This is a genomic window from Polaromonas sp. (assembly GCF_016185115.1).
Classification (GTDB): Bacteria; Pseudomonadota; Gammaproteobacteria; order Burkholderiales; family Burkholderiaceae_C; genus Polaromonas.
In genome coordinates this window covers 1-19,262 of record NZ_JACPOF010000020.1, presented here as the reverse complement: position 1 = coordinate 19,262, position 19,262 = coordinate 1, and the positions used below count along the sequence as shown (strand labels likewise).

Genomic DNA, 19,262 nt, shown 5'->3' with positions numbered 1-19,262 from the left:
GCCTGGGTTTCGCCAAGTGGAAGGACCTCGTGGGCGCTATGTCTGGCTTGACAAACACGCTTGCAAAGCGAAGTCAGGATTTACGACGCCCATGCTTTTCGGGCGGTAAATTTACCGGAGGTGTCGCAGCTCCCCGATAAACCCGAATTCAGGTAACGCAGGCCACTACTTCAATCAGATTTTGCCCCGGTGAGCTTCACAAGTTCTGAAAACACTCTGGAATCCTGCTGGGTAAGTTTTGTGACCTGATTTGGATTGCCCGGCATCGGTTCGAATCCCATCGCTTTCAGTCTTTGCACGATCAAAGGATCTGACAAGGCGGCATTCAGTTCATTGTTGAGACGGTTCACCGCTAAAGCAGGTGAAGCCTTTAGCGCAACCAGGGCGAGCCAGCCCTTGAGTTCGAACCCCTTGGGACCACCCGCTTCCTCTATTGTCGGAGTTGAGGGCAGGTATGACAGACGCTGGCCTGCAGCCACCGCCAGGACCTTCAACCGGTCGGACGCGATCAGGGGGCCGGCGGTCCCGAAGGTGAGGAAGCCCCAGGCGACATCTCCGTTGGATATTGATGTCAGCATCTGGGGGCCGGAAAACGGGGTATGGAGCATTGTCGTGCCGGTCAGTTGCGCAAGCCTCGCACCTCCCAGATGAGAGGGACTTCCTACAAACGGAGTGGCATAGGCGATGGCATCTGGTTTGGACCTGGCAGCGCCGATCAAAGCACGCAGTGAGCCGTAGGGTGAATTTTTCCCGGTCACCATCAGAAAACTTGTCTCCGTCACCATGCCAACAGGAGCGAAATCATTTTCCACGTCGTATCGTGGCCTCTCAAAAAGAAAGGGATTGATCGCCAGTTGACCGTTGTCCAGCAGCACCAGCGTATGGCCGTCTGCCTCCGCCGCTTTGAGGGCGCTGATGGCCACAACGCCGCTGCCTCCCAGCCTGTTTTCCACAAGCACGGGTTGCTTGAGGCCTGCACTCATCTTTTCGGCGATCATTCTAGCGACGACATCCGGCCCGCTTCCTGCGGGGACGGGGACGATGATGCGCACAGGTTTGGCTGGAAAGACCTGGGCATGCAGGGTGAACGGAAGGCTGCATGCGATTGCCGCAACTGAAAGAGCGGCCACAGCGATCAAACGCCGGGAAATGAGCAGGCCGAAAGATACACGCAACTGACGCAGCGAATGATTTGTGTTGGAGTTTGACATGGTGTTCATCCTGTTATTCCCATTTCGGACGGTACATTGACCAGGCATTCCGCGCGGCTTTCCCGCACCACCATGAAGTCCGAGTACATGCATCCAACGTCCGGCTTCCATGCGGAGTCATGCAGGTCGATATTGTTTCCAAACGTCATCCCGGTTTCCAGTACGAGGTCCTGCATTCCAGCGCCGTTTGCAGCGGGGCCAAAGCCGGCAGGGTAGACCACGGTCGGGAACTCCGGTGACGCTGTACCCATGGCATGAAACCCGAGCTCGACCCAATCCAGCTTCGCCTTGCGGGCCGGACGTTCGATAATTTCTATTGCTTCCCTGATGGTTCTTCCCGCCACCAGCGCTTCCTTGCTGGCCTCCAGGCACTCACATGAGACATCCCAGATGCGCTGCAATTGAGGGGGTGGTTTTTTACCGACATACACGGTGTATTCAGAATGGCATCGGTAGCCGCCATATTTTGTATGCCATTCCGCAATGATCAGATCGTTCTTTTCAAGGGGTCTCATGCTTGGCGTGAGGGGTTGCTCGCAGCCATGAAGGAGATGCCAGATCTCTTCTTTGGGGTGTTCGATGGGTCCCGAGGCGAGCAGGTTGAAAATGTAAGGCTCGGCTCCATTGGAAATCTGCGTCCTGACCATTTCGGCGTACACAGAGGCTTCGGTGGCCCCGCTTTGCCCAGCCGCGACCACCATGGCGTCTATGACCTTGCGCGAAATTACAGACGCCTTGCGCAACATGTCAATTTCCAGCTCACTTTTGATCATGCGCATTTCTTCCACTGCCCACGTCATGTCGACAAAATTCGCGCCCGGCAAAAGCTTTTTAAGGCTTTCCACCTCATACATCAGCAGGTTCGTGGTTTGCAGGGTGTTGCTGAACCCTACCAGGCCAATTTTTGAGGCCTGGAGTGCCTTGGCGTGAATTTCACCAGCTATGGCCGTGGGACCGCCTTTTGGCCGGATGTCCGACACCCAGTCCTGAATGGACAGATACATGGACGTCGGCCTGTGCATGTGAACTGGCGCTGTCCAGATGACAGGGTCACCTTCCATCGGAAACAAGGCGTCTCCGCCGATTTGTGATTCGACCTGGAACATATACCGCATGTTGGCCATGCCCATGCCCCAGTAAATATCGTTACCCAGAAATACCAGGGCATCTACGCCTGCAAACCTCATTTTTTTCCGCAGCCGGTCCCAGCGGCTGTTGCGCTCGGACAAAGGCATTTGCGGGATGTATTTTTTCAGCTGCTGGGTCGCCCTGGCGCCCGCTGGAAAGCCGGCCTGCGTAGGCATGAACGGGGGATTGGACATTCTGTCTCCGAAGTAGTTAGGCTTTGGAGAATAGGCATATGCGGGTGCACAAACAATAAAGAAAATGAAATGAACTTCATTTCAGATATTGCATGGCAGAAAAGCGCCAAAAGGACTAATCCACAACTTATTCGGAGAAGAGCTTGTAGATTGTTCTGCGCAACCAGATATGGCCTTTGTCATTTTTTGCGCTGGGATGCCAGTACTGGCGAACGTCGAATTTTGGGGATTTGAAGGGGAGGTCGAGAAGCACGAACTCTCCATGTGCGTTCATCTGGCTGGCGATCCTTCTGGACAGTGTGCAGATCAGATCGGAGTCCACCAGGATGGCCGGGACAGCCCAGTAGTGCGTCACCTCCGCCAGCGGCACGATCTTGCCCCGGTAGTTGGCCACGGTCCGGGGGATTCCGTTGCCTGTGCCGGGTGCCCTGACAACGAGATGCATGGCCCGGCGGTATTGCTCGGCGCTCAGTTTTTTCCCGGCAAAGGGATGACCATTTCGCATGAGACAGGTCAGTGAGTCCGAGAAGAGCAATTGACGAACAAGGCTTTCCGGAAGCTCACGCAAATGCCCGATCGCAATGTCGGCCAGTCCCTTTTCCAGTGCATTCGCATACCCGGAACTGGGGATTGACGAAGCGCGGATCTGGATGCCTGGTGCATTCATCTGGCAATAGGCAATCAGGCGCGGCAGGAATATTGCCTCACCGCTGTCGGTCAGCAGCAGGTTGAAGGAGCGCTCTGATGTGCGTGGATCGAATGCGGATTCGCCCTGCATACCCGCAGAGATCATCTTCAATGCCGGCAGCACTGATTTTGCGAATTGCTCCGCATACGGCGTGGGTGTGATGCCTCTGCCCGCACGAACGAAGAGCTGATCCCCAAGCGACTTCCTGAGTTTTGCCAGAAGATTGCTCATTGCCGGCTGGGAGTACTCAAGCTCGATACTCGTCTTTGCGACACTCCGGTTTCGCATCAACGCCTCGAACACGGGAAGTAGATTGAGGTCCAGGTCCTTAGACTTCATAAATTGCAGCGCCTGGTTGCATGTGTGCCTGACATCGCGTTTTATCAAAGTCCTTGACGCCGTTGGATGCCGTTTGTGGGAAGGCGGATCGCGCCGGCGGTTCCCAAGCCAGGCGCGGAATGTAAATGTACCTGCATCGGCCGGCGGGCCTGACATGGCGGTGCATGGCGGCCTGACATGGCGGTGCATGGCGGCCTGAAGGTCAACGACTCCAACATGATCATGCATGCAGCGCTGCCCGACGCAGGGCTCGCCTCTGGGAAGTGCGCAGGAGATCCCGGAAATGGGATTTGCGCAGTGTCATTTCCCTGTGGCACGAAGAGTGCAAGTCTCAAAGTTAAAGAGTCTTAAATAAGATGGCCTAATGTATTATTTAAGATGCATTTGCCGTGGCTACCAATTTGGCCCACGGGAAGACCAAAAACAAGCTCTTTTAGCCGATTTCGACCTGTTTTTGGGTATCATTTTTGCCTGAAAGCCATATAGGATGGGCGGGTTAAGCTATTTGTTTGATAGCGAAGCGACAGGCGAAGCAGCTTGCAGCACAAAAGTCATTGCCGGTCCGGCGCCGGCCATCGTCTGCAGCTTCATCACGGACCGTGGACACCGTCCAGGGCTATCGGTGCATCCCCGTTTTGGATTCGCAGGACGGCTCGTCCAACCGTTTCCAGCCAGATCAGATTTACCTGGCACCGGGTTCTGGGCGGCGGTGGAACAAGTCTGCTGAACATGCTGCTCTTGCCCGGCTCCTGTGTTGCATCTGACCCACTGCAAAAGTGTCAGGCCTGGCCCTCTGCAGTCCCCGTCGGGCAGACGTGTTACGAGTGAAACATGCCTGTATAAATTCACGGAACTGGGTTACCATCTTTTGGCAGTTACATGTCATTACGCGTGTATTCCTACACACTTTCAGGCAATAAAGGAAAAAACCATGGCAACAGACGGTTCAGTAGCTCCAAAAGAACGTGTCAACATTGTTTATCGCCCCGCTACAGGCGATGCCCAGGCCGAAGTCGAACTGCCGCTGAAATTGCTGGTCATGGGCGACTACACCCTCCGCGACGATGACACGCCGCTGGAAGAGATGAAGCCCATCAACATCGACAAGGACAACTTCAACGACGTCCTGAAAGCCCAGAAGCTCTCGCTCAACATGTCTGTCCCCAACAAGCTCGACCCCAAGGCCGACAAGGATGCGGTTCTGGCGATGAAAGTGGATTTCGCCTCCATCAATGATTTCTCTCCAGACGCCATCGTCGAAAAGGTGCCGGAACTCAAGCAAATGATCGAACTCCGTGATGCCCTCAAGGCGTTGAAGGGGCCGCTCGGCAACATCCCGGATTTCCGCAAAAAGGTCCAGGAGCTGGTTCAGGACGAAGGCGTGCGCGCCCGACTGCTGACCGAGTTGGGTGTTCAGGACAAATAAACCGCAGAAGGAACAAAAACTATGGCCGACACCAACAATCAGGCGCAGCCTGCCGCAGCTCCCGCAGAAGCGGCAGAGGGCTCGCTGCTGGACCAACTGGTCGAGACAGCGCGCATCAAGCAGGGGGATGACGCTTATTCCATCACCCGTCAGGGCTTGCAGGCGTTTGTCTCCCAGCTGCTGGAGCCGCAACGTGCGGTTGAGCGCGTCACCCAGGCTACCGTTGACGACATGATTGCAGAGCTTGATAAAAAACTTTGTGCGCAGGTGGACACCATCCTTCACCACCCCGATTACCAGAAGATGGAATCGGCGTGGCGTTCGCTCAAGTTCCTGGTGGACCGCACCAATTTCCGCGAGAACGTGAAAATCCAGGTACTGAACGTCAGCAAGGCCAAGCTGCTGGACGACTTCCAGGATTCTGCCGACATCACCAAGTCCGGCCTGTATAAAAACCTGTACACCGCTGAATACGGCCAGTTTGGCGGCCAGCCTTTCGGCGCCATGATTGCCAACTACGAGTTCGGACCTGGCGGCCAGGACATCAAGCTGCTGCAATCTGTTGCCAGCGTGTCGGCAATGAGTCACGCGCCCTTCATTGCGGCGACCGCCCCCGAGTTTTTCGGTGTGGATTCCTACGATCAGTTGCCCAATCTCAAGGACCTGGCTTCGGTTTTTGAAGGGCCGCAATTCGTCAAGTGGAATTCATTCCGCGAAAGCGAGGATGCGCGTTATGTAGGACTGACGCTGCCACATTTCCTGTTGCGCGTGCCCTATGGGGCTGACACAGTGCCTTCCAAGAAATTCAACTACAAGGAAGACGTCACGGCGGGCAACAAAAACTTTCTGTGGGGTAATGCGGCATTTGCCTTTGCCTCCCGCCTGACCGGTAGCTTTGCCGACTACCGCTGGTGTGCCAACGTGATTGGCCCCCAGGGCGGTGGTACCGTCGAAGACCTGCCCGTGTATACGTATGAGTCCATGGGCGAGCTGCAGAACAAGATTCCTGCGGAAGTGCTCATCTCCGAGCGCCGCGAATTTGAACTTGCCGAACAGGGTTTTATTGCCCTGACCATGCGCAAGAACAGTGACAACGCGGCCTTCTTCTCGGCCAACTCCTGCCAGAAGCCGAAGTTCTTCGGCAACACCAAGGAAGGCAAGGAAGCCGAGCTCAACTACAAGCTCAGCACGCAATTGCCTTACATGTTTGTCGTGAGCCGCCTTGCGCACTACATCAAGGTCATACAGCGCGAGAACATCGGTACCTGGAAAGAGCGCGGCGATCTTGAGAATGAGTTGAACCAGTGGATTCGCCAGTACGTGGCGGACATGGATAACCCTGCTGAAGGTGTTCGCAGCCGCAGGCCGTTGCGCCAGGCAGAAATCACCGTGTCGGACGTTGAGGGCGATCCGGGCTGGTACCGCGTGGACCTCAAGGTGCGTCCGCATTTCAAGTACATGGGCGCTTCCTTCAGCCTCTCGCTCGTCGGCAAGCTCGAGAAGAAGTAGGCCTGCAGAAACCGGCAGGGCGCAAAAGGCCCTGTTTCGTTTGTAACTTTGGCTCCCGCACCCTGAAATGGAGCCGAAACACATGGCTTCCACAATACAGACATGCACAACAGATTGTTTAAGGGATGTGCAGATCACCAGGCGGACCGGATGACGGCGCGGTGATTCAAGGAGCCAGCGGTGAGGTCAAAAAAGCAGCGCTGGCAGGGGTAACAGTTTTTTTAATGTCTTAACTTTAAAAAGGAAATCATCATGCCAATGCCATGCTATCTCATCGTCGAAGGCCAGAACCAGGGAAAAATGGAAGGCTCCGTCAAGGTCAAGGGTCACGAAGGCAAGATCCTCGTGCAAGCCGTTGAGCACACCATCGAGATCCCAAAGAGCCCGCAAACCGGCCTGCCTACCGGCAAGCGCGTTCACAACCCCATGACCGTCACCAAGGAAATCGACAAGGCCTCGCCAAAGTTGTTCCAGGCCCTGACGTCCGGCGAACAGCTCAAGAGCGTTGCCCTGGAGTTCTACCGTATTTCTCCAAAGGGAACCGAGGAAAAGTACTACACGGTCAAGCTCTCGAACGCGATTCTGACCAGCGCCCGTTCATGGACACCCAACTGCCTGAACCCCGACAACAAGCAGATGGGCCACATGGAAGATCTGTCGTTCACCTACGAGAAGATCACCTGGACCTTCGAGCCTGATGGCATCGAAGCAGAAGACAACTGGCTTGCTCCGAAGTCCTGAGTTGACGCCGGCTGCAACTAGCCCGGACGTGTCGTGAAGGAACGCCGCCTGCTCGAAAGAATAGCGGCCTGGGAAGATGGTGAGGAAAGAACCAGCAAAACCCAGGTCGATGTTCTCGTCAGGTCGGTCACCGATCACCTCCGTCGCCTGCTGAATACGCGGCAGGGCAGTGTGCAGCTGGACCCCCGCTTCGGGGTTCCTGACTTCACCAATATCGCTGGCGGGCTCAATGCAGGTTCCGTCAACGACATTGAAGAAGAGATCAGGCGGATGGTGCTCAGGTACGAACCGCGCATCAAGTCCCCCAAGGTGACCTTGAGCAGCGAATCCAGCGATGTGTTGTCCATCCAGTTTGGCCTTCAGGGCAAGCTTGAGGTTGACGATCGCGAGATACCGCTGCAACTGGCCACGACGGTTGGCGCCAACGGCAAGGTCAACATCCGCTGAGGTTAGAGTTTTCATTCACCATTTCTTGAGCGAGCGCAGAGGCCATCATGTTCAATCGGTATTACGAAGATGAATTGAACAAGCTCAAGGAACTGGCCGTCGAGTTTTCCCACGCCAACCCCGCGCTCGCGCCCATGCTGTCCGGCGCTTCCGCCGATCCGGATGTTGAGCGCCTGCTTGAGGGGGTCGCCTTTCTTACCGGTCTCACGCGGCAAAAGCTGGACGATGAATTCCCCGAGTTTGTCCAGGAACTGGCCAACCTCCTTTTCCCCCATTACCTGCGTCCCATCCCTGCCTGCACACTGGTGAGTTTTGCGCCAAAGGGGCTCCTCGCAGAAACCGTGCGTGTACCGGCAGGCACCAAGCTTGACTCAGTGCCTGTGGATGGCACGCCGTGCCGCTTTCGAACCTGCGCCGACCTGGATGTGCATCCGCTTGCGCTTGCAAGTGCTCAGTTGGTGGCCAGCGCCGGGAGCGCCGCGCGCATCGTCCTGCGGTTTGAATTGCAGGCGATCGACGTTTCGCAATGGCCGGCAGGAAATATTCGCCTTTTCCTGGGTGGCGGTTATGCGGAGGCCTCCAAGCTCCTGTTGCTGCTGACTCATCACGTCAGGTCGGTCAGCATCTCCGGTACCAACGGCGCCGCATATGAACTGGGCCCCAAATCACTGCGTTTGTCGGGCTTTGACGCGGAACTGCTGCCATACCCGAGGCACGCCTTTCAGGGTTACCGCTGCCTGCAGGAATTTTTTGTACAGCCTGAAAAATTCCTGTTTGTTGATATCGAGGATATTGCCCGCTGGGCTGATCGTGGCCAGGGCAGTGCGTTTGAAGTCACCCTGGTTCTCGATCAGGTTCCGGAATGGATGCCGGAGATCCGCACGGAAACCTTTCAGCTCAATATCACTCCCGCGATCAACCTGTTCGAGCACGCGGCCGATCCAATTTCAAACGACCACAAGGCGACCGAATACCGGCTTCTGCCCGAAGGCGGCAACCGCGAGCACTACCAGATCTATTCGGTAGACCAGGTTGTGGGCTACCAGCAGGGCGTTGCTCGCGAACGCGTGTACTCACCTTTTGGCATGCTCAAACCCGGTGGTGGTGAAGTCAATCTGAACTACCGTACCGTCCGGCGCGCTGCCACGGTTGGAAGGGGCAGTGATATCTATCTGTCTGTCACGTATCCGGCGGGGCAGCTGCCTGTTGCTGAAACCCTCTCGGTCCAGGTGACCTGCACCAACCGCATGCTGCCTGAAAGCCTGAAGCTGGGCGATCTCAGCCGGCCTACAGACACCTCGCCGGACCGCATCACATTCCGCAATATCCGGCGCATGACGCAGCCGGTGAATCCCCCTTCTGGTGAGGCTTTGCTCTGGCGCATGATCTCCCATGTTTCGTTGAATTTCCTGTCGATTGCCAACGCCGCGAACCTGAAGGCTCTGCTTGGACTGTATGTGTTTTCGGAGCGGCAGGAGCAGGGTGCAGAAGCCGCGAACCGGCGGCGCGTTGACAGCATTCAGGACGTGACCGCAACGCGCGAAACAAGGCTGGTGGGCCGTGGCAGCATTTTGCGGGGCCAGCTCGTGCGCATCAAATGCAGACTGGATTTTTTCGCCAGCATTGGCGACATGTTTCTGTTTGGCTGTGTACTGGACCGTTTTATTGCAGATTACGCCAGTATCAATTCATATACCCGCGTCGAGCTCGAAGACGCATTCACAGGAGCGCTGTTCAAATGGCCGCCGAGATTGGGACAGCAGCCGCTGCTGTAGAGGAGTCGCTCCTCGCCCACGGCGAGCGCTACTCCTATTTCCAGGCCATGCGCCTGTTGCATCTGTTCGCCAAGGCGAGGGGGCTGCCTGTGGACAGCCTGCGCGTGCGCCCCAAGCTGGGCCTGGGTTTCCCGGACAACGACATCGAGGGTATCGAAGCCCGGCCCGAGGGCGGTTATCGCGTCACCGCCAACTTCTTTGGGCTCTACGGTGTGGCATCGCCCCTGCCCACCTATTACACGGAAGACCTTTTTGAAGAGGAGCGCGAGGGGCGCCACGCAACACGTGATTTCCTGGACATCGTTCACCATGCGATGTATCCGCTGCTTTTTGACGCCTGGCGCAAGTACCGGCTGCAGCTGCGTGTGCTGGAAGACGGCGATACGCAGGTCCTCAATCGGCTGTACTCATTTGTGGGCCTTGATGATGCAGAGGTACGTGAACAACTGCCCTACAGCGGTGACCTGCTGCGTTATGCCGGCCTGTTCAACCTGCACCCGCGTTCAGCCATGGGGCTGCAGACACTTTTGAGTGACGCCTTCAGCCCTGCAAAGGTTCGCATTGAATGTTGCACACTTCGTGCCATGCCGATACCCGCCGATCAGCGCCTGCATCTTGGCTTGCAGGCCCATTGCCTGGGTGAGGATACCTACCTGGGCAGCGAGATAGACGACTACAGCAGCAGTCTGTCCATCCATCTGGATGATTTGCCGGAAGCTCTGTTCCATCAGCTTTTGCCGGGAACCGGGGGCAATGCGCGGCTGGAATTCCTGACCCGCTTTTACCTTATAGACCCGCTGGATATCCAGGTGCGCCTGGGGTTGCGTCATGAGGACGCCAGAGCGGCGCGCACTCTGGCGGAAGCGGAAGTCGGCAACGTTGCCGATCAGGACGCCAAATCTGCCGCTAGCTGGTCAAGATTGGGGCTGGATACATGGATTTCGCCCGAGACCGGCCAGTTGCCGACGCGTGTGCAGTACACGCTTTGATTATTTATTACTGATGTGACCGCCCCATATTTTTGAAGATCGGAAACCCCATCATGCTGCTTGTTGAACTCAAACCACTGGTCGGACGCCTCAACCCCTGCACCAAGCAGGCGCTTGAAGATGGCGTGGGCCTGTGCGTATCGCGCACGCATTACGAGATCACTGTTGAGCACCTTCTGGTGAAGTTGTTTGACAACGCACAGGCCGACATTGCACTGCTGCTGAAACAAAATGGCGTGGATGCGGCGCTGGTCAAGCGCGACATTGATCGCGCCATTGAGGACATGCGCACGGGCAATGCCGGCAAGCCGGCTTTTTCGCCCCTGTTGCTGGAACTGCTGCAGGATGCGTGGTTGATTGCATCTGTCAATCTTTCTGAAACCCGCATACGTTCAGGTGCGGTGTTGCTTGCTTTCCTCGCGCGGGCAACTTACTACGCTACAGGCGACTACGCGGCGCCACTGCGTGCACTGAACCGCGAAGGCCTGTTAAATGACTTTGTAACGGTGTGCGCCACCTCTATTGAAGAAACGGCCGGTGCCGGTGAATCATCCGGCGGTTCCGGCGAATCTGCACCCAGCGGGGATGGCAGTGCCATCAAGCGTTTCTGCGAAGACTTCACCGAAAAAGCCCGTGCGGGAAAAATCGATCCGGTGTTTGGCCGCGACAAGGAGATCCGCCAGATGGTCGACATCCTGGCGCGCCGCCGCAAAAACAATCCGATTTGCGTGGGCGATCCCGGCGTTGGCAAGACGGCAGTGGTAGAAGGTCTTGCGCTTCGCATCACAGAAGGCGACGTACCTGATTCGCTCAAGGATGTCACCATCCTGGGACTGGACATGGGCCTGCTGCAGGCCGGCGCCAGCGTCAAGGGAGAGTTCGAAAACCGTCTCAAGGGCGTGATCAACGAGGTCAAGGGTTCGGCCAAGCCCATCATTCTTTTCATTGATGAGGCGCACACCCTGATCGGAGCTGGCGGAGCGGCCGGTTCCGGCGATGCGGCCAACCTGCTCAAGCCCGCACTGGCTCGGGGTGAACTGAGGACCATCGCCGCGACAACCTGGGCCGAGTACAAAAAGTATTTCGAGAATGATCCGGCACTTGCCCGGCGTTTCCAGCCCGTCAAGCTTGACGAACCCGATCTCGCAACGGCCATCATCATCCTGCGCGGCCTGAAGGAAAAGTATGAGGACGTGCATCGCGTCGTGGTGCGCGACGATGCCATCATTGCAGCCGCAGAACTCTCGAGTCGCTACATCACCGGCCGCCAGTTGCCCGACAAGGCCGTCGACCTGCTCGACACCGCCTGTGCACGTGTCAAGGTTCTGCATAGTGCAAAACCCGATGTCCTGGAGGACAAGGAGCGCCAGATGCAGGCGCTGGAACGCGAGCAGCGCGGCCTGCAGCGTGATCGCGACAACCACCAGACGGTTGATCTCGAACGCCTGCAGGCCATCGATGGGCTGACAGCCACCCTGGCAGAAGAGGCGGAGGCTTTGCGGGCGACCTGGACTGCCCAGAAAGGCGCGGCTGACGCCGTGCTGAGTGCGCGTGCTGCATGCAACGCAGCGAGGGCAGCCAACGCCTCAAAAGCAGAACTTGATGATCTGTCGGGAAAGATCGCAAGTGCCGACAGGACTTTCGCTGCCGCGCAGGGAACGCGACCCCTGGTTCGCATTGACGTCGACCCGGACGTGGTTGCGAAGGTCGTGTCTGACTGGACAGGCATTCCAGTCGGCAAGATGCTGCGTGACCAGGCTGAAAGTGTCATGCGCATGGAGTCGGTCTTGTGCGCACGCATTCAGGGCCAGGACCATGCCATGCATCAGATTTCAGAAGTTCTGAAGACCGCACAATCCGGTCTCCGCGACCCGCAGCAGCCGCTCGGTGTATTCCTGCTGGCAGGCCCTTCCGGTGTCGGCAAGACTGAAACTGCCTTGTCGGTTGCGGACATCCTTTTCGGCGACGAGAAGTCCACCGTGACCGTGAACATGAGTGAGTTCCAGGAAAAACACAACGTCAGCCGTCTCATCGGTTCGCCTCCGGGGTACGTCGGGTACGGCGAGGGTGGCGTGTTGACCGAGGCCGTCAGGCAGCGGCCTTATTCTGTGGTGTTGCTCGATGAGGTTGAAAAGGCTCACCTCGATGTGCTTAACCTTTTCTACCAGGTGTTTGACAAAGGCACCCTGTCTGATGGCGAAGGCAAGGACATTGATTTTTCAAACACTGTCATATTCCTCACCTCCAACCTGGCGACTGACGTCATCACCGAGATGACGGCAGGCGATGAGAAACCTGACGCGGCGACATTGCTGTCGGCTGTGCGGCCCATTCTGTCGGCGCACTTCAAACCGGCGCTGCTGGCCCGGATGACGGTCATTCCGTACTTCACGCTGGCGCAGGACGCACTTGCCGGCATTGTCAGGCTCAAGCTCAACAAGATCGTGCATCGCCTGGCGCACAACAACAAACTGGTGTTTACCTACAGCGATGCCGTGGTCCGGCAGATTGCGGCCCGCTGCACTGAAGTCGAAACGGGCGCACGCAACATCGACTTTATTTTACGCAGCAGCATCATGCCGCTGATGTCGCAGGAAATTCTCTCGCGCATGAGCACGGGGGAACAACCGGGTGCAATTGCCCTTGACGTTAATGCGGATGGCGGGTTTGCTGTCTCATTCACCGACAAGACCGCGCCGGCAACTTCCTGAAACAGCTGCGAATTTTCAGAGATTAATTTCCAGGATTAAAAATGGCTTCACTCTCCAACAAACTGGCGGCCAACAAGAAATTCGAATTTACTTCGGAGGCCTTTGATACGGACAAGTTTTCTGTTGTCAACATGACGGGCTTTGAGTCGATCTCAAAACCATTCCGGTTCATGTTGACGCTGGTGTCCGATGATGCGGGCATTGATTTCGACAAGGTGCTGCAGAGTGCGGCGACGTTCCGCATTTTTTCGCCGGATGGCACATCGTCTACGCCCTATCACGGCGGGATTGCGGAGTTTGACCAGCTCCAGCAGACCGACGGCTATGTGTTTTACCGGGCGGTGCTGGTGCCTCGCCTGTGGCATTTGTCGCTTTACCAGATGTCCGAGGTCTACCTGAATGACCAGAGCATTCCGCAGATCATCGAGAAGGTCTTGAAGGGTAGCCGCCTTACAAGCGCTGACTATGAACTCAAGCTTTCCGGCAGTTACCGTGAGCGCAGCTTTGTCTGCCAGTACCAGGAAACACACCTCGACTTTGTTTCTCGCTGGATGGAAAAGGAGGGCATGTACTTCTTCTTCGACCATGAGGGGAGGAGTGAAAAACTGGTCATTGTCGACAACAAGAGCATGCATCCAGCGCAAGCCGTCAAGGTGCTCTACCGACCGGTCGATCAGAAAGACACTGGCGCCAGCGCAGACTCGGTGCAGGACTTTGTCTGCCGCCAGAAGCCCCTGCCCAGGCAGGTGATTCTGCGTGACTACAACCACCGCAAGGCGACTGTAGAACTCAAGGTGACCGAGCCCGTGTCTGACAACGGCATTGGTGAGGTGAATCTTTATGGCGAAAACTTCCGTAATGAAGCCGAAGGGCAGCGCTACGCCAAACTTCGGGCTGAAGAAATCCTGTGTGGCGGAAAAGTTTTCACCGGTGAGGCAACAGCAGTGGGTCTGCGCAGCGGTTATCTGATGGAAATGTCGCGCCATTACCGCGACAGCTTCAACGGCCAGTACCTTGTGACTGAAGTTCATCACGAGGGCTCACAGGCTGCAGCCCTGCTTGCCGGCATCAAGACCAGCTACAGCGAGGGTCAGGGCGGCGAGACGACATACCGCAACACCTTCCGCGCCATCCCCGCGGCGGCGCAGTTCAGGCCAGAGCGCACAACACCGCGCCCGCGTGTGTCGGGCACCATGAATGCGACGATTGATGCGAGCGGGCCGAGCCAATACGCGGAGCTTGACGAATACGGCCAGTACAAGGTCCAGTTGCCTTTCGACAGCACCGACAAGGACGCGGGCAAGGGTTCTGCCCGCGTGCGCATGGCCTCGCCCTACTCGGGCAGTGACCATGGCATGAACTTCCCTCTGCACAAGGATGCAGAAGTATTGCTGTCATTTATTGACGGCAATCCGGACGAGCCGGTGATTCTGGGTGCGGTACCGAACTCGGAGAACCCGAGCGTCGTGAATCAGGCCAACCCCTATGAAAACAAGATCACCACTGCGGGCGGCAACATCATCCACATGGGGGACCAGAAGGGCAAGGAGGTCATGTGGCTGCACTCTCCGTTTCACAATTCCACGCTCGGACTGGGCTCGATTGACCCGAAAGGCGGGGGAAGCCTTTGGCAGAGCACGGGAGGCAGTTCGGAGAGCGTGACCGTGGGCACGAAAAATGACCTCTATCTGGGTTTCAAAAATTCAGCTTCGCTGTCTTTTGACAATTCATTCGCTGCAGGGTTAACGAACAAGATGACGATAGGCTCGACTGTCAGCGTCGGGGTGGGTTTCGATGTGAGCTGGAAGATGGGCAAGAGTGTTGAGTTCGATGACAGCACCAAGTATTCGTTGAAATCCGACGCCAAACTTCAGGGTGCCGAGAAGGTGCTGATATCTGGTGGCCAGCGCATGGCAGTTAAGGCGGCGGTCGAAACTGCCAAGACGGTGCTGCGAGTTGCAGTGGGCACCAGCATGGCGTTGAACGCTGTTGCCGCTGGAGGTGCTGGCAAATACATCTCCCTCGCTGCGGATGAAAAGGGGAATAAGGACAAAGACGGGAAATATACCGGTAAGACCAAGGCTTGGGACGACGGCAATAACGTGAATGCGGCTCGCGGAATTGGGGCGGCAGCTGGTGTGGTCACGGCTGGTGCGGTCGCCGCCACGATGATAGCTGCAGCAAAAACATTTGCAGCAGTGGGTAGTCCTGAATCGGTTTATGCGAGCAATATTTTAGTTGACGACAACGGCATAGCCATGGCAGTGGACAGTCTGCTGCCAGTGCGCAAGAGCGGCATCACGATAAAGAATGGCGAGGTCGGTCTCAGCTCGTTTTCTGCAGCTGCAGCAGGAACATCTTCACTCAAAGTGCTACCCAGTGAAATCAAGTTGTCCGGCAACGGTGTACCGGGACTGACGAGTAATTTGAATCTGTCGGCTACAGCGGCAACTCTGTCTACCGCCAATCCCGCAGGGGAAGTTGGCCTGACGCAACCCACTGGTGGCAGTGTGAAGCTTGCAGCCGCGGGCTTGACCGCCACATCGGGGGCTGCAAAGCTGGAGCTCCAGGTAGCGGCTGGAGCCACTCTCCAGGGAGGTGCGACCTGCAAGTTATCGCTTCTTCCTGCCGCGATGACTGCTGACTGTAGTGGTTCGAAATTGATGCTTAAGGCAGCCGTAGCTGTGCTCAGCGCGGCTGGTACGGGGATCAGCCTGAATGCTTCTGGCGCGAAGGTAAACGGCGCTCTAATCCAGCTGGGTTGAGCGCACAGCCATGAAAATCTTCAAACCGGACTCGCTTGGCCTGCTGCATCGAAGCATCCGCTTTGCGCGCAAGAACCAGCTATCGATCGGCATGATGGCCTTCTTTCCTCTGGACGAGGCGCTGGGCGCGGCCCTGTTGCCCGAGGCCCAGATGTGGAAGGTCGCTGCCGAGGCAATCGGAAGTGATGCCATCATGGACGAAGGCCTGCCCAAAACGGCTGGCGAGTTCCTGGTGTTCGGCGCGGCGCATGCGCCCTCGGGTGCGGCCACACCCGAGGTGGCCGTCAGTGCGCAGGTCGGCAGCCTCTCCAAAACGCTGCGTGTCAGCGGTGACCGGCATTTCAACGCGCTGGGCGTGATCAGCGGGCCCAAGCCGTTCACTCAAATGGCGATCGGTCCGCAGACAGCGTTTGGCGGGCCGGGCTCTGCGGAAAACCCCCGCGGCAAGGGTCTGGCCAAACTGAGGAACCCTGACGGCAGCGAAGGCCTGCCTCTGCCTAACGTCGAGCACATGACGAAGCTGGTACTGAGGCCCGGTGACGTAGCGCCTGCTGCTGGCTTCTGGTCGCTGCCACCCGATTCTCCGCTGCGAAAACAGCACCTGGGTACTTTCAACGACGCCTGGCTCAAAACGAGCTGGCCGCATCTGCCCGACGACACGCAGCCAGCCTATTTCAACGTGGCGCCGGCCGACCAGCGTATCGGCGGATTCTTCCGCGGCGACGAAAAAATCGTGGTCCACAACATGCATCCGCAACGCGCTTTGATCAGCTCGGCCCTGCCGCAGCTTCGTGCGCGCTGCTTCATCAACCGGCGAGTGGCCGGTGGCGAGGAGTTCGTCGAAGTCGCCGCGCGGGCGGAGACCGTTTGGCTGTTTCCGGGGCAGGGCTGCGGCATTGTGTTGTACCGTGCAGTGACGCCGACAACGGAAGAAGACGCTGAAGACATTCTGCACATCATGGCCGAGTGGGAGTCCATGGCAGATACTCCTCTGAGTTTTTCGCATTACCACGAAGAATTTCTTCGGCGGCTTCCGCAGCCTGCGCAGGTCACCGCTGCAACGGCGGCCGATCCAGCCTTTGCCGCTGCGGATGCGACTTCGGTGGCAATGCCTGCTACCGCAGTGGCCGTGCCGGCGGTAGCTGTCGCCGTGGCGCCCGGAGCCTCCGCAGCGGCTGCCGCGGATTTTCTGGCGGCGAACCCCGAGTTGCAGGAAGTGCATCGGCTGGCGGCGGAGCTGAATAAAAACACGCAGGAGACGATGCAAAAGCACGGCATCACTGAGGCGGACCTCGCGCCCTACCTGAAGGAAGCGCCAGAGCCGCCCGTCCAGTCGCTTGAGGCGGTGGAGAAAATGGCGGCCGACCTGCAGGCGCAGACCCGGGAGCTGATGCAAAAGCACAATCTTACCGACAAGGACCTGGCGCCTTTTATGCCCAAGCCGGAAGTGGAGTCTGCCAATCATTTGGGCGATTTGGAGAGATCCCTGAAGGATCTAAACGCCAACACCAAGGAGACTATGGAAAAGGCGGGAATCACCCAGGCAGACCTTGACGCCTTCCTGTCAAAGACGCCCGAAACGGCAGACTTGATCGGCAAGCCCATACCTGATGTCAGGAGCGTCATCGCCGGGCTCGCTGCAGTGATGCCCGCCGCGGCTTTGCCTAAAACCGGGCTGCCGCAGCTTGAACTGCCGCAGGCCGAACCCGAGCCGATGCCGACGGTCGCGGCGCACAAGCTCACACGAGAGGAAGTCCTGGCTCACCATGCGGCAAAGCAGGGCTTCGCTGCTTACGATCTTTCCGGCCTGGACCTGTCGGGACTCGATCTCGCTGGCGCGGATTTCTCGTCTGCGCTGCTGGAGAAAACCAGTTTCAAGGACAGCCGCCTGGCCGGTGCCGCCTTCAGGGACGCGTTGCTGGCCGACAGTGACTTTTCCGGCGCAGACCTGGGCGGCGCGCTGCTTGCCGGCGCGAGCGCAGGTTCCGCATTGTTTGCCAAAGCCCGTATGGATGGCGTGAACGCAAGCAGGGGCGACTTCAGTGCAGCAGATTTTTCGCAGGCGCAATTGACCAATGCCAACATCGCCAACTCCATATTCGACGGGTCAAAGATGGCTGGACTCACAGCAGCCGGCTGTAACGCGCACCAGGCCAGTTTTGCCGATTGCGACCTGGCCGGCGCAAGCATGGCAGATGCGCGGCTGACGGCCGCCGTATTTACCGGTGCCAGGCTGGGCAAGGCCAATTTTTCCAATACCGCCTGTGACAACGCCGAGTTTTACGGCGCCGATGCTACGCAGGCCAATTTCACCAACGCCAATCTCAAAGCCTCCCGCGCAGATGCGACCAGCCAGTTCGCTGAGGCGCAACTGGGGCGCTCGCATCTGGGGCGCGCTGCATGGGAAGGTGTGCAACTGGCCAAGGCCAATCTAGAAGGCGCTGTACTCGACGATGCCGACTTTAGTCGCGCCCAGGCGGCCGATGCGCGCTTTGGCCGCGCTTCCGCCAAAGGGGCAAAGTTTGACAAGGCCGATATCAGCCGCGCCGACTTTACCGGCGTCAACCTGTTCAAGGGTTCGATGCGCCATACGAAAACAGCAGCTACGCTGTTGCGCAAAGCCAATTTGTACGGCGTTGATTTTTACGGCACTTCACCGACGATCGCCAGTCTGGAAGGCTCGAACATCGACCAGACCCTGCTGGTGATCAGAAAGCCGGTGGTGTAAGACATGTATTCAACGGGATTTTTCTGGTTGCATGGCTTCACGCGGTCATTCCGGTCTGGGCTCAAGTGATGGACGTCAGGGAAACAATCGGACTTTTGGTCAGCTCCCGCCATCTCGCCAACGCTGACCTTTCAGGTGCGGACCTGTCTGGTCGGGACTTCTCAAATTGCCATTTTGAGAATGTCCGCATGCACTCTGCCAACCTTTCGGGGGTCAATCTGTCAGGCAGTACTTTGCAGGGCTGCGAGCTTGCGGACGCAAGGCTCTCACAGGCGAATCTCGCAAGCAGCCAGTTCATGGGCGTGAACCTGCAAAATGCCGTGATGGATGCCGCAAATGTGGTTGAGTCCAGCTGGACAAAAGTCGACCTCACAAACACCCAAGCAGCAGGCGCAGACTTCAGCAATGCATTTCTTGAGGGCGCTGTATTAACCGCGACCAATTTTTCCGGAGCGAAGTTTTTCAAGACTTTGGACTTGACCCGTTTTCGTAGACACATTTCAGCTTCCAGTACGAAGCTGCTCGAATGCCAGCGGGCTCAGAAGGTCAAGATGACTGTGCCTGCGGACTCGATTGTAGAAACCCTCGATGTAATCGAACACGTCTGACCT

General features: G+C 57.4%; 13 protein-coding genes and 1 pseudogene. 10 read left to right on the top strand and 4 right to left on the bottom strand.

Features of this window, described 5'->3' with window-relative positions; all coding sequences use genetic code 11:
* Window positions 1-170 precede the first annotated feature (170 nt).
* From HYX42_RS13050 to HYX42_RS13040, 3 genes are all read right to left on the bottom strand, one after another.
* A complete protein-coding gene (locus tag HYX42_RS13050) occupies window positions 171-1,211 on the bottom strand; it encodes a tripartite tricarboxylate transporter substrate binding protein (protein ID WP_293403661.1) in 1,041 nt (346 codons plus the stop codon).
* 5 nt (window positions 1,212-1,216) lie between these two features.
* On the bottom strand, window positions 1,217-2,446 hold the full coding sequence (locus HYX42_RS13045; RefSeq protein ID WP_293404537.1) for a M24 family metallopeptidase: 1,230 nt from the start codon (window positions 2,444-2,446) through the stop codon (window positions 1,217-1,219).
* A 214-nt stretch (window positions 2,447-2,660) separates the two neighbouring features.
* Window positions 2,661-3,560, bottom strand: a complete 900-nt coding sequence (locus tag HYX42_RS13040) for a LysR family transcriptional regulator (RefSeq protein ID WP_293403659.1) — start codon at window positions 3,558-3,560, stop codon at window positions 2,661-2,663.
* A gap of 931 nt (window positions 3,561-4,491) precedes the next feature.
* Between HYX42_RS13040 and tssB the strand changes: the two genes are divergently transcribed.
* The 10 genes and pseudogenes from tssB to HYX42_RS12990 form a co-directional block, all read left to right on the top strand.
* A complete protein-coding gene (gene tssB, locus HYX42_RS13035) occupies window positions 4,492-4,986 on the top strand; it encodes a type VI secretion system contractile sheath small subunit (RefSeq protein WP_293403657.1) in 495 nt (164 codons plus the stop codon).
* Window positions 4,987-5,007: 21 nt separating this feature from the next.
* A complete protein-coding gene (tssC, locus tag HYX42_RS13030) occupies window positions 5,008-6,495 on the top strand; it encodes a type VI secretion system contractile sheath large subunit (protein ID WP_293403655.1) in 1,488 nt (495 codons plus the stop codon).
* Between the two features lie 252 nt (window positions 6,496-6,747).
* Window positions 6,748-7,236: an Hcp family type VI secretion system effector gene (locus HYX42_RS13025; protein WP_293403653.1), complete on the top strand. Its 489-nt coding sequence runs from the start codon at window positions 6,748-6,750 to the stop codon at window positions 7,234-7,236.
* Between the two features lie 33 nt (window positions 7,237-7,269).
* Window positions 7,270-7,683 carry a type VI secretion system baseplate subunit TssE gene (tssE, locus tag HYX42_RS13020; protein WP_293403651.1) on the top strand — a complete coding sequence of 138 codons (414 nt, stop codon included), beginning with the start codon at window positions 7,270-7,272 and terminating at the stop codon, window positions 7,681-7,683.
* A 47-nt stretch (window positions 7,684-7,730) separates the two neighbouring features.
* Window positions 7,731-9,458 (top strand): type VI secretion system baseplate subunit TssF, encoded by a 1,728-nt coding sequence (tssF, locus tag HYX42_RS13015; protein WP_293403649.1) that lies wholly within the window; start codon window positions 7,731-7,733, stop codon window positions 9,456-9,458.
* A complete protein-coding gene (gene tssG / locus HYX42_RS13010; protein WP_293403647.1) occupies window positions 9,422-10,447 on the top strand; it encodes a type VI secretion system baseplate subunit TssG in 1,026 nt (341 codons plus the stop codon). Before tssF ends, tssG begins: the two co-directional genes overlap by 37 nt.
* 53 nt (window positions 10,448-10,500) lie before the next feature.
* Complete coding sequence (gene tssH, locus HYX42_RS13005; protein ID WP_293403645.1) at window positions 10,501-13,158, top strand: type VI secretion system ATPase TssH; 2,658 nt, start codon at window positions 10,501-10,503, stop codon at window positions 13,156-13,158.
* A gap of 41 nt (window positions 13,159-13,199) precedes the next feature.
* Complete coding sequence (gene tssI / locus HYX42_RS13000) at window positions 13,200-15,923, top strand: type VI secretion system Vgr family protein (RefSeq protein WP_293403643.1); 2,724 nt, start codon at window positions 13,200-13,202, stop codon at window positions 15,921-15,923.
* A gap of 10 nt (window positions 15,924-15,933) precedes the next feature.
* Complete coding sequence (locus HYX42_RS12995) at window positions 15,934-18,651, top strand: DUF2169 domain-containing protein (RefSeq protein WP_293403641.1); 2,718 nt, start codon at window positions 15,934-15,936, stop codon at window positions 18,649-18,651.
* Window positions 18,652-18,719: 68 nt separating this feature from the next.
* Window positions 18,720-19,100 (top strand): annotated as a pseudogene (locus HYX42_RS12990) (pentapeptide repeat-containing protein); the annotation flags it as partial.
* A 51-nt stretch (window positions 19,101-19,151) separates the two neighbouring features.
* Here HYX42_RS12990 and HYX42_RS23240 read toward each other — a convergent pair.
* On the bottom strand, window positions 19,152-19,262 hold a 111-nt coding region (locus tag HYX42_RS23240; protein WP_366931151.1), incomplete at its 5' end, for an IS3 family transposase.

What these genes read in the sequence shown, in the direction of transcription:
- HYX42_RS12995 (WP_293403641.1), top strand. Translation starts at nt 15,934, where the DNA reads ATGAAAATCTTCAAACCGGACTCGCTTGGCCTGCTGCATCGAAGCATC.
- HYX42_RS13045 (WP_293404537.1), bottom strand. Translation starts at nt 2,446, where the DNA reads ATGCCTTTGTCCGAGCGCAACAGCCGCTGGGACCGGCTGCGGAAAAAA.
- tssG (WP_293403647.1), top strand. Translation starts at nt 9,422, where the DNA reads ATGGCCGCCGAGATTGGGACAGCAGCCGCTGCTGTAGAGGAGTCGCTC.
- HYX42_RS13050 (WP_293403661.1), bottom strand. Translation starts at nt 1,211, where the DNA reads ATGTCAAACTCCAACACAAATCATTCGCTGCGTCAGTTGCGTGTATCT.
- tssI (WP_293403643.1), top strand. Translation starts at nt 13,200, where the DNA reads ATGGCTTCACTCTCCAACAAACTGGCGGCCAACAAGAAATTCGAATTT.
- tssF (WP_293403649.1), top strand. Translation starts at nt 7,731, where the DNA reads ATGTTCAATCGGTATTACGAAGATGAATTGAACAAGCTCAAGGAACTG.
- tssC (WP_293403655.1), top strand. Translation starts at nt 5,008, where the DNA reads ATGGCCGACACCAACAATCAGGCGCAGCCTGCCGCAGCTCCCGCAGAA.
- tssB (WP_293403657.1), top strand. Translation starts at nt 4,492, where the DNA reads ATGGCAACAGACGGTTCAGTAGCTCCAAAAGAACGTGTCAACATTGTT.
- HYX42_RS13040 (WP_293403659.1), bottom strand. Translation starts at nt 3,560, where the DNA reads ATGAAGTCTAAGGACCTGGACCTCAATCTACTTCCCGTGTTCGAGGCG.
- HYX42_RS13025 (WP_293403653.1), top strand. Translation starts at nt 6,748, where the DNA reads ATGCCAATGCCATGCTATCTCATCGTCGAAGGCCAGAACCAGGGAAAA.
- tssH (WP_293403645.1), top strand. Translation starts at nt 10,501, where the DNA reads ATGCTGCTTGTTGAACTCAAACCACTGGTCGGACGCCTCAACCCCTGC.